The following is a 12765-nucleotide window of genomic DNA, read 5'->3' on the forward strand; positions in this document are numbered from 1 at the left end:
GACTTTTTAGCCTGAAGGCTACTCGAATTACTTCTTCGCGTATCTTCTGTTGAATTTCTCCACTCGACCAGCAGTGTCAAGCAACATTTTCTTACCAGTGTAGAATGGGTGAGACTCGGAGCTCACTTCAATTTTGTACACAGGATATTCTTTGCCATCTTCCCATACGATAGTTTCGCTGGTCTCGATAGTAGATTTTGTCAAGAACTTAAACTCGGAGGAAGTGTCATAAAACACAACGTCTCTGTAGTTTGGATGAATATCAGCTTTCATATGACTAGTATTTTTATAGTAGCTTTTTCAAATGAGGCACAAAGTTATCCTTTTTATCAAATCCCACCAAATCTTTGACAAAATTAAATCCCAGAGACTGAATTGAAAAGCATTGTTTTTACAAAATCTTCAATCGAACCCCAATTTTCGTGGTTTTTCAGCCGGCAAGTTGTTTTTTTTACTGACATTAATCTTTCCGTTTTTCCTTTCTTTAAAAGTTTTCGCTGATGCACAAACCCTTTGAATTTCGCCGTTTCCTTTTTGGCTTTTGGCTCACTGTTTTTTTGGCAAGCCCTTTTTTTGCTTTGGCACAAGGAAGCTATATCCCCTACGACCGGGACTATTACCATAAAATCGAGCGGTATGAAATCCTCCAGGGTAAAAACAATTCCTTCTTCCAAACAGGTTTCAAACCCTATAGAAGGGATATCTTAGCCCAATACCTGGACAGCCTTTCCCAGGATCCGGTGATCCGGTCTTCCTCGGACCGATTCAACCTGGATTACCTCTCTCAAGACAACTGGGAGTTTGTGCAACGGGAAACCCCAGAATCTGAAAAACCCTTCCTTAAGAAACTCTATCGTCGACCGGGTGATTTTGCACATTATTACAGCGAAGATTTTGACATCCATCTAAGTCCGGTCATTTACCTTGGCGGAGGGATGGAAACCGATAATGACCGCAATCCGGCCCAACTGACACGAGGCGCCGTCATCCGCGGATCCATAGATCAAAAAGTGAGTTTTTTTACCTACATCACCACTACCGAACTGTTTTTTCCTTCCTGGGTAAAAAGCTATGCAGAACACAACGGGGCTGTACCTGGAGAAGGTTTCTGGAAGGAATACAATCGGGATGGTTATAATTTCTTTTCGGCAAGAGGACATGTGAATTTTCACCTGACCAAAAGTATTCAGGCTCAAATCGGCCATGACAGAAACTTCGTGGGAGAAGGGTACCGTTCCTTCGTGCTATCTGACTTCTCAAACCCTTATATGTTTGTGAAGCTGAATACCAAAGTCTGGAAATTCCAGCTGACTAATCTATGGACTCAACTCACTGCGGATGTCATTTATGACCGGGGCAGGCCCACTGATGGAAGATATAACCAAAAATGGTTTTCCATGCATCGCTTGAGTTTCAATGTAGGCAAGAAACTAAATCTGGGCTTTTTTGAATCCGTGATGACGGATCAAGCGAATTTCAATTATTTCAACCCCATTGTTTTCTTCCGCTGGGTGGAGCAACAACTCGGCACCCCGGACAAGGTAATGCTGGGTACAGATGCCAAATGGAATTTTAAACCTGGGATGCAATTGTATGGACAGTTTGCCCTGGATGAATTTGTCTTTAATGAGTTTTTTGGAATAGATGGAAAGGGGTCCAAAAGAAACAAATACGGTGTTCAGCTGGGCTACAAGTATCTCAATGTGCTGGACATCTCCAATCTGGACCTCCAGTTGGAATTCAATACTGCCCGTCCATACACTTTCCAGGAAAAGTTCGACTACCAGTCCTATACCAACTGGCGCACACCACTCACCCATCCTCGCGGGGCCAATTTCAGGGAAGTTCTGGGAATAGTCCGATATCAACCTTTGCCCCGGCTTAATTTAAGCTTGGTGGGAATGTACCAAGTGTATGGGTCCGATCCGGATGCGGAAACCAACTGGGGAGGAGATATTCTGAAGAACCGATTATATGGAAATCCTACAGGATTATTTGGAAATGAAACCGGACAGGGAATAGAAAACACCATCATTCAATCCAACCTAACAGCAAGCTATATGCTCCGCCACAACTTCTTTATTGACGCATCCCATACCTATAGAAGGAGAAGTGCCCAGGATCTGAACAGTCCAGAAAGCTCGCAGTTTCTGCAATTGGGCATACGTTGGAACTTTATCCTGCCTGATTTCAACTTCTAGTACGAATACAATTTTCCGTAACTTGCGGGCCAATAACCCGAGTATAGCTCCATGAAAACATACCTGCGAATTCTTTCCTATGCCAAACCCTATGGAAGATTCGTGCCTGTGTACCTTCTGTACGCCCTGCTGTCCATTATTTTTGGATTGATCAATTTCACCCTGCTCAAACCTCTATTTGATGTGATATTTGAGCAGGTAGACCCTGCCAGTTTGGAACAGTTTGCTGAAAAGCCTGAATTCAGCTTTTCCATCTCCTACTTCACCAATCTGTTCAATTACAATTTCCTGCAGGTAGCTGAGATTTATGGAAAAATGGGAACCCTCTTTTATGTCTGTATCATTATTGTGGTTTCTGTTTTTCTTTCCAACCTCTTCACTTACCTATCCGGAGTAGTATTGGCAAAAGTGCGGGCTACAGTCATCAAGCGCATGAGGATGGATGTTTTTGGCAAGGTAAGCCGCTTGCACATCGGGTATTTTTCCAATGAGCGAAAGGGAGATTTGATGTCCAAAATGACCAATGATGTCCAGGAAGTAGAAAACACAATTGTGCAATCCCTTCGGGTGGTTTTCAGAGAGCCGGCTACTATTATCCTATACTTTTCCGTACTCTTTATGATGTCGGTGAAGCTGACCCTTTTCACGATTCTGATCATTCCAATTGCCGGAGGGATCATTGGGGGAATTACCAAAAGACTTAAAAAACGAGCAATCCAAAGTCAACAATCCTTGGGCCGTATTGTCAATATACTGGATGAGACACTTGGAGGAATGCGGGTCATCAAGGCCTTCAATGCCGAAAACTTCATGAGCAAGAAGTTTGACAGGGAGACCGATTATTATGCAGGGGTCAATGTCAATATGGCTCGAAAAAACGAATTGGCTTCCCCGATTTCCCAGTTTCTCGGTGTGACCGTAGTAGCAGGAATTTTGGTTTATGGTGGGAGTTTGGTATTAAGCGGAGCATCCGAATTAAGCGCATCGGACTTTATCACCTATATCATTATTTTCACCCAAGTTCTGAATCCTGCCAAGGAAATCTCAAGAGCCGCAAGCAGCATTCAGCGTGGAATCGCTTCTGCTGAGCGGATTTTTGAAGTGGTCGACACCCCTTCTCAAATCAGCAGTCCGAGTCAACCCGCTTCACTGAACGACTTCAAACAGTCCATCCAATTCAAGGACGTCAGCTTTGCTTACCAGGAAAAGAAAGTTTTGAAAAACATTAGATTTTCCCTTGAGAAAGGAAAAACCATTGCTTTGGTTGGTCCTTCAGGTGGAGGAAAATCAACCCTAGCGGATTTGGTTCCAAGATTTTATGATCCCACAGAGGGACAAATCCTGCTGGACGGAACGGATCTTAGAAATTTCGATCTCAAAGATCTAAGAAGCCTAATGGGGATAGTAACCCAGGAATCCATCCTTTTTAATGATTCGGTCTTCAACAATATCGCTTTCGGGCTGGACAATATCACGGAAAAGCAAGTGATCGAGGCAGCCAAAATAGCCAATGCCCATGAGTTTATTGTGAAAATGGAAAACGGTTATCAGACTTCCATCGGGGAGCGGGGTTCCAAACTTTCCGGAGGACAGAGACAAAGGCTAAGCATTGCTAGGGCGGTGTTGAAAAACCCACCAATTTTAATTTTGGATGAAGCTACCTCCGCATTGGATTCCGAGTCAGAATTGCTCGTTCAGGAAGCCTTGACCAAGCTCATGTCCAATCGTACCACTTTGGTCATTGCACACCGATTGAGTACCATTCAGCATGCAGATGAAATCCTGGTGATCGAGCAGGGAGAGATCGTCCAGCGGGGCACCCACAGCGAATTGATGAAGAGTGAAGGCTTGTACCAAAAGCTTTCCAGTATTCAGTCCGTTTAGTATATTGGGATAACCTAATTTGATTTTCCTATGAAAAAAATACATCAAATTCTTCAAATCATCTTGCTGGTTTATTTTGCCGGCTTTTTGGTTTTCTTTATCTCCTTCAACACCCTAGGAGGACTTGTTGGCATGGAGGAAGTTACTGCTGACAATTTGGTAAGCATCTTGCTTGTAGGTTTGGTACTGTTCCTTTTGGCATGGCTCCTGAGCAAAATGACTGTTTCTTCTCTGGAAGGAAAAATCAAAAAGATGGAGCAGGAAATGAATGGACTGAAGGCAAAAATCTATGATTTTGAACATCCGAAGAAGGAAACAAAATCCAAGCCGGCCCCAGCCCAAAAGTCGACTCCTCCTTCTGAATCTTCTGATCAGGAGCAAAGCAGCATTCCTCCCCGTCAAAATATTATAGACGAATAAAGATTTAATTTTCCGAATCTAGTATATTGAGGAGACCAAATAGGTCTCCTTTTTTTAATTGTATGGTTGCTAAAACTTTTGGAAGTGCTGTTTCAGGCGTGGACGCCAATATCATTACCATTGAGGTAAACGTAGGTCAGGGCACCAGCTTTTTCATGGTGGGCCTGCCTGACTCTGCCGTCAAGGAATCCCAACAAAGGGTAGAATCTGCTTTGAAGTACTATGGCTTCCGCATGCCTCGGCAAAAGGTCGTCATCAACCTGGCTCCCGCCGATATCCGAAAGGAAGGCTCTGCCTATGATCTCCCTATTGCCATGGGGATACTTCAAGCCTCCGAACAGGTAAATTTTCCCGAGCTGGACCGCTATATCATCATGGGTGAACTTTCATTGGATGGTCAACTGCGCCCTATCAAGGGAGTGCTTCCCATAGCGATAGAAGCAAGAAAACGGGGATTCAAGGGATTTATTCTTCCTCTGGCAAATGCAAAAGAGGCTTCCATAGTCAACAACCTGGACATCATCGGGGTGGAGACTCTGCAGCAGGCTGCTGATTTTCTGATGGGGGATTTGCAAATAGAACCAATGGTTACAGACACCCGGGAGATCTTTTACCATTCCTTGGATGAAAATGAATTCGATTTTGCCGATGTGCAGGGTCAGGAAAACATCAAAAGAGCCATGGAAATCGCTGCAGCCGGAGGACACAATGTGATCATGATCGGGCCCCCGGGAGCTGGCAAAACCATGTTGGCCAAACGCCTTCCTTCTATCCTGCCTCCCCTCTCCCTTCAGGAAGCTTTGGAAACCACTAAGATTCATTCTGTAGCAGGGAAGCTTGGAAAAAACGCCTCTTTATTGGCACAGCGTCCATTCAGAAGCCCCCACCACACCATATCAGATGTAGCCTTGGTCGGAGGGGGAGGAAATCCTCAACCTGGAGAAATTTCTCTCGCTCACAATGGAGTCCTGTTTCTGGACGAGCTTCCAGAATTTAAGCGCACGGTTTTGGAAGTCATGCGCCAGCCTCTTGAAGAACGGAAAGTCACCATCTCCAGAGCCAAAGTTTCCGTGGACTATCCCGCCAACTTCATGCTCATCGCCAGCATGAATCCTTGTCCCTGTGGCTACTACAATCACCCAGAAAAGGAATGTGTCTGTGGACCCGGAATTGTACAACGCTACCTCAACAAGGTCAGTGGCCCACTTCTGGACCGCATCGACCTGCATGTGGAAGTGACCCCTGTGAAATTCGAGGAGATGACCTCCACCCGAAAAAGCGAATCCAGCCAAGCCATTCGAGAGCGGGTAATTCAGGGCCGGGAACGCCAAAAGGAAAGATTCCAAAACAATCCCGAAGTCTATTGCAATGCCATGATGCCTTCCCATCTGGTCAAAGAAGTATGCCAGATCAATGAGGCCGGAAAAGCCCTTCTGAAAACTGCTATGGAACGACTGGGACTTTCTGCCAGGGCATATGACCGCATTCTCAAGGTCGCAAGAACCATCGCCGATATCGCAGACAGCGAATCCATCAAGGTAGAACATTTGGCAGAAGCTATCCAATACCGCAGTCTGGACAGAGAAGGTTGGGCAGGGTAATTAATTAGGAATGAAGAATTAAAAGTTTTAAATGAGAAAGAAAAAAAATCAAGCAGAATTTGTACAATGGTTTGGCCCCTTATTGGACGCTTTGCGAGAATTGGGCTATTCAGGAAAGCCAAAAGAAGTTTCTGAAAAAATTGCGCAAAACCTTAATCTTGAGGAAGACTTTTTAGATGAAACCTTAAAATCGGGAGGTAATAGGTTTCACAATCAAGTCGCATGGGCACGACAATATTTAATTTGGGAAGGATTATTGGATTCTTCGGAACGTGGGACCTGGAAACTAACTGAAAAAGGAAAAAAGACACACCTTTCTCCTGAAGATTCCCGTGAGATTTTTCTTAAATGGGTTGAAATCAACCAGAAAATTAGAAAAGATAAATCCAAGAAAGAGATTATTGAAGATCAGGAAGAAGAAACCCCCGAGTCTGCTGAAGTAAGCGCGGAAAACAATCTTTTATCCGTATTGAAATCACTTTCTCCTAGTGGGTTTGAAAATGTTTGTAAGGAGCTTTTGAGGGAGCATGGATTTGAAAATGTGGAGGTAACGGGTAAATCTCATGATGGCGGAATTGATGGATTCGGAATCCTTGAATTAAACCCTTTTGTAAGCTTCAAGGTGATATTTCAATGTAAACGCTACGAAGGAGCTGTTTCAAGAGCCCAAGTTGGAGATTTCCGAAATGCAATGATAGGAAGGGCCGAAAAAGGAATAATCTTAACTACGGGCACCTTTTCTCGTGAAGCTGAAAAAGAAGCTTCTCGAGATGGAGCGCCACCAATTGAACTGGTGGATGGAGTAAAACTTGTCCAAATGTTCGAAAAGGTGAAATTGGGACTAAAACCCAAAACCGTTTATGATGTGGATTTGAATTATTTTGAAAAATTTAAGGAATGAGATTTCCTAAATTGGCAAATAGAGAAGACTATGGAATGAGGTAAAATTGAAAAATCAGAAATAACCTCAAACCTAATCCAATTAACACTTCCCATCAAAGGAATCAATTGCTGGATTGGGGACAATAAACCCCATCCTCAATCCCCAAAACTAATCCCCAAACCTTTGGCAGCTTTAACCAAGGTACTGTTGGGATCCACGTAATTGTAGGAGCTGATGGCTTCAGAGATCGGGACAGAGGAAAAGTCATTGTTTCTCAACACCACCATTTGTCCGAATTTACCCTCCAGAACCAACTCGAAAGCTTTCACTCCAAATACAGATGCAATCACCCGGTCAAAGGCAATGGGTGAACCCCCACGCTGAGTATGTCCTAGGATAGTTTCCCGGATTTCGGCTTCCAGTCCCGCTTCCTTCAATTGGTTGCTCAAAGTAAAAGCAACTCCACCCAATCGTACAGGCATCCGCCCAAATTCTCCTTGGGTGGATGTCACCGCTCCTTCCTGAATATGAGCTCCCTCGGCGATCACTACATTGGCAAAACCCCGGCCATTGTCATAGCGAGCCCTGATCCGTTCTACCACCTTATTGATGTCATAGGGGATTTCTGGAATCAGGCAGACTTCCGCGCCCCCGGCGATGGCAGTGTACAAGGCAATCCAACCTGCATTCCTTCCCATCACTTCCATGATCATCACCCGATGATGGCTATTGGCAGTAGTCACCAATCGATCAAAAGAGTCCGTTGCTGTCTGAACCGCCGTCTGAAAACCAAAGGTAAAGTCCGTTGAAGAAAGATCATTATCAATAGTTTTGGGGACACCCACCACAGGCATGCCTTCTTCAAACATGGCCTGGGAGATTTCCTGGGAACCATCTCCTCCTATGTTTATCACGGCATCAAATCCCTCGGATTTAATCTTTCTGACCAAATCAGGAATATGGTTGACAGTTTTCACCGAACCATCGGCCTGCTTTTCGGGAAATCGCAAAGGGTTTCCTTTGTTGGTAGTTCCCAAAATCGTACCTCCCATCACATGTATCCCTGCAGTATTTTTATCGGTGAGGCGGATCAGCCTTGATGGTTTTTCCATAAGGCCGTTAAATGCCTCAAAACTTCCCCAGACTTCCCAATCCTTTTCCTGGGCAGCCCGTTTGGCAATTCCTCTAATCACGGCATTCAATCCCGGACAATCACCTCCTCCGGTTGAAATGAGCAATTTTTTCATTTGGTTTAACTTTTGGTTATTCTCAGTTAAAGCTAGGGTTTATTTTCTAATCAAAAATGCTTAGGAAAATTTGGGGAAGGATTCAAATCTTACCCTCGATTTCCTCTTTTTTTGAAAAAAATAAAATTCTAAGCTATTCCATTATTGAACAGCTCAGCCCAAAATTGGTTATATCAAAAACAAAACAACCTAATGAAAAAACTATTTCTCATTCTCTTCCTCATTACCCAAACTTCCTTGGCGCAGGATATGATCCCCACAAGCAATGGCTCGATCAAAATCTCCCCCATTCTTCATGGTACACTGGTTTTGGATTATGGGGACTTGACCATCTATGTGGATCCTTATGGAGGAGCTGATTTATTCTCAGGGCAAAATTCTGCCGATTTGGTGCTGATCACTGACATCCACGGGGATCATCACAATCAGGAAACCTTGGACGGGTTGGATTTGAGCAATGCAATTATCGTTGCTCCACAGGCTGTGGCAGAAAAATTACCGGAAGGAAAATACAAAAGTATTGAGGTTCTTGGAAACGGAGAATCCACCCAACTCCTAGACCTTCAAATCGAAGCAATCCCCATGTACAACCTTCCCGAAACAGCAGACAGCCGCCACCCAAAAGGTAGAGGAAATGGCTATGTTCTTACTCTGGGAGGGAAGCGATTCTATTTCTCTGGAGACACAGAGGACATCTCCGAAATGCGAAACCTTTCCCAAATCGATGTAGCCTTTGTATGCATGAATCTTCCTTACACCATGGACGTGGATCAGGCCGCGAGTGCGGTTGCTGATTTCAAACCCCAAATCGTCTATCCTTATCACTACCGTGGCACAGATGGTCTGGCTGATATCGGCAGATTTAAAGAATTGGTCAACTCATCAGCACCAAGTGTGGAGGTCAGACTCAGAAACTGGTATCCTGAAAATTGATTCAGGTTTCTCATGAAGGAACGAATTTTAAAGCGGGGCAAATGCTCCGCTTTTTTTGCTCTTAGGAATTGAATACCAATGTACCAGTGTTCAGAAAACCGGAGCCAATTTTGGTTAGGGCTACATGTGGTGGCTCTTTGAGGACATGAAAGACCCCAAATTCAAAAATGCCTATTTTAACAAGCCATAGCAATCTTCCCGGAAATTGAGACCGTGCTTGTCTGTAAGACCAAGGAAAAATACGGGAGATCCAACATCACGCAGGTCCGTATGGATCTCCTGCTCAAAACTGTCGCCCTTAATTTACAAACCGGAGTACAGTAAGATTCTCTGCTTCAGGATAGCCCCTCAATAGACTTCCAAAATCTTATACTTGGTGCCGTTAAACTCGAAGTGATCCCCGGCCTTTTTCTGTCTCATTTCCAAATAGATTGGGGCTTGAGTTGACAACCCGAAGATTTCCTGCCCATTGACATTGACCTCCTCAATGGACACGGAGATGAAGAAAATTCTTTTATCAGTAACGACCACGGCACCCGGCTGGACAAAATCTTTTTTCTCATCGGGATCTATTCCTTCCAGGAGTTCCATTTCTCCTTTCAAAAAAGCCAGTCCTTCTTCGTATTCCTCCCTAACTTCATTTCGTGCAGGAGCGCTGGCATCTCCCTGAACTTGGGAATCTTCTTTGACACTGATCTCTTTTTCCAAATTGTGAATTTCCTTTTCAAAATCCGCAATGGTCAGTTCTTGTTTGATTCTACAGGCATGCAGGATTGTCTCTTTACTCAATTTGGCTTCCATGACTTTTTGATTTTTTAGCTTAAGTAATATTAATCCAGCATCTTCAGAAATTTCATGATAAATGTCACTCAGGCGGGATTTTTTTGGAACTGGCATATTCATTTTTACGGGATATTTTTCTTAAAAGGCTGGTAGGATTTAATGATAAAAATCACTGTAGGACCTGTAATAACCCAAGCTAAATACACTCTAAAACTTTTATTTTCAACACATTAAACAAGATAAAACAAATCCCAAGAATGATGAATTCAACTTTATCCAAATTAGTTCTGATTTCACTCCTTTTCATTGGACTTTTGTCCCCGGCTTTCTCTCAGGAGATGAGCAAACAGGACTATTTGGAAAAAAGTCGGGAAAACAGAAAAACAGGCTTTATCCTATTGGGAGGGGGCGCTGTAATGGTAGTGAGTGGTATTGTCATTGTCATGAATAATGTACGTGGGGAACAACGACAGGACTGTCGATACGGTTGGGGGAATTATGGCACTTACAGGAGCAGGAGCAATGCTTACCAGTTTGGTTTTATTTCGGGCGGCAGAAAACAATAAGACAAAAGCTTCCCAACTGAGCGTCAGAAATCAGCCCTTGAATATTCCAAGATATACCGGAAAGATCCCCAAATCCTACCCGGCAATATCCCTGAGTATACCATTGAATTAGAAGGAAATAGAACAAAGAACTCAAAAATTATTTTCCATATCTCTTAAACTCAAATACCCATGAAAACAAAGATGATAATGGCTGCCCTGATCACAGCCTTGATAATGGGAATTTCCCAAAAATCATTTGCCCAAGAGATGAGCAAGCAGGACTATCTGGAAAAAAGCAGGCAGCAAAAAACAGCCGGATGGATACTTCTAGGAGGCGGGGCTACCTTAGCTATAGTAGGTGGTGCACTTATGGTAGAAAATTTTTGCCTTTTTGGTTGTAGTGATACCGTCGATAACTCATTTAATGCCGGTACCGCAATGGCTGTGATAGGCGGTACAGCCATGATTGCCAGTGTCCCTATGTTTATAAGCTCAAGGAATAATGCCGAAAAAGCTGGTTTATTAAGCATCAAATCTCAGCCTTTGAATATCCCAAGATATACCGGAAAGATCCCCAAATCCTATCCGGCGATATCTCTGAGCATTCCATTGAATTAAAAACAAAAGAGGGCCCGTAATTAGACCCTCTTTTGTTTTTACCTTTAGTGCCAATTATCACAAAGGCATCTATTGGGACTTTTTTATTTTTAACTTCCGAAAAACTATAAAACCAAAAAATGAAAAAACTGTCCCTCCTGCTTTTTTTATCAATAGCACTATTGTCCTGTAATTCCAAGTCTACGGAAAGTTCCACTCAGGGATCGGAATCCACCCCTACTCAAGGTAGTTTCATCCAGTCCGTAGATGCGACGACTTTCAAAAAATTGGTAGAATCCGGGAATGGGATCATTTTAGATGTACGTACTCCAGGCGAGGTTGCTCAAGGATATATTCCCAATGCCACAGTAATAGACATCTATCGCCAGGATTTTATGGAGAAAATCGCAGAACTTCCCAAGGACAAAGAAGTCTACGTTTACTGCAGTGCCGGGGTACGGTCCATGCAAGCAGCGAAAATCCTTCAGAGAAACGGGTATGAAAAAGTATATAGTTTGGAAGACGGTCTGGGGACTTGGGTTCGAAGCGGTTATCCTCTGACTAAATAATTTGAAGCAGAGAACTGACTTATACCCTCCCAACTTCAACTGTTGTTTGCCAAAAGGCTAGGATCAGTCCCAACTATCGGATGTGTTTTTTTTCTAAAAATCCATATCTTCAATATTTTATAGTAGCTTGGAGATAAGCTTTACGCAGCCCCCCCTGTGAAAGGAAAAAACCAGTATCTCCCGATGAGGACCTCTAGAATTTTACGCCAATACCATGGGCCAGAAAAAAAGAGAATTTGAGAATTTTGATTGGTATGACTTTGAAAATCCCAGTGAGGAAGAGTTGCTTGAACTCACACTTCCCTTCAAGATCGACATCAATCTTTTGGAGGACAGTTTACAACACGGTCACCTCCCCAAGCTGGAAAAAATCCCGGATTACACTTTCATCCTACTGAGAGCCTATTCAGCAGGCTATGAAGACGTAGCCACATCTGTCACGGAATTATCGAACAAAATCGCATTCTTTGTCAATGACCGAAGGCTGATCACCATACATCGCACTCCTTTTTCCTTTCTGGATAAGTTCACCAATGAATACGATGACTCAGAAAGTCTGATGCTGGATATTTTCAACGAAATGTTGGAAACTTTTGAAGGACCTCTCAACTGGCAAAGTGAAAAAATCGATGATATAGAAAGACAAATCTTCCTAAAAGGCGGGGATAGAATCTCATTGGAAACCTTGTACTTCCAAAAATCCAAAGCCCGAATTTCCAGAAAACTACTTTTCTTGACTCAAGGGGTACTCAATCAAATCCATGTCAAAGAAAGTTTGGCATCTAATCTCCAGGATCTCCGAGAAACCATTGTCAGCCAAATCCTTCAATACGAGGAAATTACTGAAGATGCCAACACCTTGATGAATACTTACATGTCCCAAACGGCTCAAAAGAGTAATGACGTCATGAAGTTGCTCACCATTTTTTCAGCGTTCTTCCTGCCTTTGACGTTTATTGCGGGACTTTATGGAATGAATTTCAACCACATGCCAGAACTCAAATGGCAGTACGGTTATTTCTTTACCCTAGGAGCAATGGCATTCATCTCTGTGTTGATCTTTCTTTGGTTCAGAAGAAAAAAAATCATCTAAGAATGC

13 protein-coding genes are annotated in these 12765 nt (G+C 43.4%); 10 read left to right on the top strand and 3 right to left on the bottom strand.

What is annotated here, in order from left to right; translation table 11 throughout:
• Positions 1–27: 27 nt before the first annotated feature.
• The gene (locus P2G54_RS06975; RefSeq protein ID WP_275869557.1) at positions 28–273 is read right to left on the bottom strand and encodes a type B 50S ribosomal protein L31; all 246 of its coding nucleotides are present in this window, start codon (positions 271–273) and stop codon (positions 28–30) included.
• A gap of 227 nt (positions 274–500) precedes the next feature.
• Between P2G54_RS06975 and P2G54_RS06980 the strand changes: the two genes are divergently transcribed.
• The 5 genes from P2G54_RS06980 to P2G54_RS07000 all read left to right on the top strand — a co-directional run bounded on the left by P2G54_RS06980 (position 501) and on the right by P2G54_RS07000 (position 7007).
• Positions 501–2201, top strand: coding sequence for a hypothetical protein (locus P2G54_RS06980; RefSeq protein WP_275869560.1), 1701 nt, complete (start codon positions 501–503; stop codon positions 2199–2201).
• Between the two features lie 51 nt (positions 2202–2252).
• A complete protein-coding gene (locus tag P2G54_RS06985) occupies positions 2253–4085 on the top strand; it encodes an ABC transporter ATP-binding protein (protein ID WP_275869562.1) in 1833 nt (610 codons plus the stop codon).
• Between the two features lie 30 nt (positions 4086–4115).
• A complete protein-coding gene (locus P2G54_RS06990; RefSeq protein ID WP_275869564.1) occupies positions 4116–4505 on the top strand; it encodes a hypothetical protein in 390 nt (129 codons plus the stop codon).
• Positions 4506–4567: 62 nt separating this feature from the next.
• Entirely contained in the window at positions 4568–6106 is a 1539-nt protein-coding gene (locus P2G54_RS06995; protein ID WP_275869566.1) for a YifB family Mg chelatase-like AAA ATPase, read from the top strand.
• A gap of 31 nt (positions 6107–6137) precedes the next feature.
• Entirely contained in the window at positions 6138–7007 is an 870-nt protein-coding gene (locus P2G54_RS07000; protein ID WP_275869568.1) for a restriction endonuclease, read from the top strand.
• A 137-nt stretch (positions 7008–7144) separates the two neighbouring features.
• Here P2G54_RS07000 and P2G54_RS07005 read toward each other — a convergent pair whose 3' ends face one another.
• Positions 7145–8236, bottom strand: a complete 1092-nt coding sequence (locus P2G54_RS07005; protein ID WP_275869570.1) for an ATP-dependent 6-phosphofructokinase — start codon at positions 8234–8236, stop codon at positions 7145–7147.
• 192 nt (positions 8237–8428) lie between these two features.
• Here P2G54_RS07005 and P2G54_RS07010 point away from each other — a divergent pair, with 192 nt between their 5' ends.
• A complete protein-coding gene (locus tag P2G54_RS07010; RefSeq protein ID WP_275869572.1) occupies positions 8429–9169 on the top strand; it encodes an MBL fold metallo-hydrolase in 741 nt (246 codons plus the stop codon).
• 348 nt (positions 9170–9517) lie between these two features.
• Here the strand turns inward: P2G54_RS07010 and P2G54_RS07015 are convergent, their stop codons facing one another.
• On the bottom strand, positions 9518–10072 hold the full coding sequence (locus P2G54_RS07015) for a hypothetical protein (RefSeq protein WP_275869574.1): 555 nt from the start codon (positions 10070–10072) through the stop codon (positions 9518–9520).
• Between the two features lie 140 nt (positions 10073–10212).
• Here P2G54_RS07015 and P2G54_RS07020 point away from each other — a divergent pair, with 140 nt between their 5' ends.
• From P2G54_RS07020 to P2G54_RS07035, 4 genes are all read left to right on the top strand, one after another.
• Positions 10213–10518 (top strand): hypothetical protein, encoded by a 306-nt coding sequence (locus P2G54_RS07020; RefSeq protein WP_275869576.1) that lies wholly within the window; start codon positions 10213–10215, stop codon positions 10516–10518.
• A gap of 171 nt (positions 10519–10689) precedes the next feature.
• Positions 10690–11118, top strand: a complete 429-nt coding sequence (locus P2G54_RS07025) for a hypothetical protein (protein ID WP_275869578.1) — start codon at positions 10690–10692, stop codon at positions 11116–11118.
• Positions 11119–11237: 119 nt separating this feature from the next.
• A complete protein-coding gene (locus P2G54_RS07030) occupies positions 11238–11666 on the top strand; it encodes a rhodanese-like domain-containing protein (protein WP_275869580.1) in 429 nt (142 codons plus the stop codon).
• A 214-nt stretch (positions 11667–11880) separates the two neighbouring features.
• Positions 11881–12759 carry a CorA family divalent cation transporter gene (locus tag P2G54_RS07035; RefSeq protein WP_275869582.1) on the top strand — a complete coding sequence of 293 codons (879 nt, stop codon included), beginning with the start codon at positions 11881–11883 and terminating at the stop codon, positions 12757–12759.
• The last annotated feature ends 6 nt before the right edge of the window (positions 12760–12765 follow it).

The sequence above is a fragment of the Algoriphagus sp. CAU 1675 genome (assembly GCF_029222925.1).
Classification (GTDB): domain Bacteria; phylum Bacteroidota; class Bacteroidia; order Cytophagales; family Cyclobacteriaceae; genus Algoriphagus.

Excerpts from the sequence above, each read along its gene's own strand:
- P2G54_RS06975 (WP_275869557.1), bottom strand. The coding sequence starts at position 273 with ATGAAAGCTGATATTCATCCAAACTACAGAGACGTTGTGTTTTATGAC.
- P2G54_RS06980 (WP_275869560.1), top strand. The coding sequence starts at position 501 with ATGCACAAACCCTTTGAATTTCGCCGTTTCCTTTTTGGCTTTTGGCTC.
- P2G54_RS06985 (WP_275869562.1), top strand. The coding sequence starts at position 2,253 with ATGAAAACATACCTGCGAATTCTTTCCTATGCCAAACCCTATGGAAGA.
- P2G54_RS06990 (WP_275869564.1), top strand. The coding sequence starts at position 4,116 with ATGAAAAAAATACATCAAATTCTTCAAATCATCTTGCTGGTTTATTTT.
- P2G54_RS06995 (WP_275869566.1), top strand. The coding sequence starts at position 4,568 with ATGGTTGCTAAAACTTTTGGAAGTGCTGTTTCAGGCGTGGACGCCAAT.
- P2G54_RS07000 (WP_275869568.1), top strand. The coding sequence starts at position 6,138 with ATGAGAAAGAAAAAAAATCAAGCAGAATTTGTACAATGGTTTGGCCCC.
- P2G54_RS07005 (WP_275869570.1), bottom strand. The coding sequence starts at position 8,236 with ATGAAAAAATTGCTCATTTCAACCGGAGGAGGTGATTGTCCGGGATTG.
- P2G54_RS07010 (WP_275869572.1), top strand. The coding sequence starts at position 8,429 with ATGAAAAAACTATTTCTCATTCTCTTCCTCATTACCCAAACTTCCTTG.
- P2G54_RS07015 (WP_275869574.1), bottom strand. The coding sequence starts at position 10,072 with ATGAATATGCCAGTTCCAAAAAAATCCCGCCTGAGTGACATTTATCAT.
- P2G54_RS07020 (WP_275869576.1), top strand. The coding sequence starts at position 10,213 with ATGAATTCAACTTTATCCAAATTAGTTCTGATTTCACTCCTTTTCATT.
- P2G54_RS07025 (WP_275869578.1), top strand. The coding sequence starts at position 10,690 with ATGAAAACAAAGATGATAATGGCTGCCCTGATCACAGCCTTGATAATG.
- P2G54_RS07030 (WP_275869580.1), top strand. The coding sequence starts at position 11,238 with ATGAAAAAACTGTCCCTCCTGCTTTTTTTATCAATAGCACTATTGTCC.
- P2G54_RS07035 (WP_275869582.1), top strand. The coding sequence starts at position 11,881 with ATGGGCCAGAAAAAAAGAGAATTTGAGAATTTTGATTGGTATGACTTT.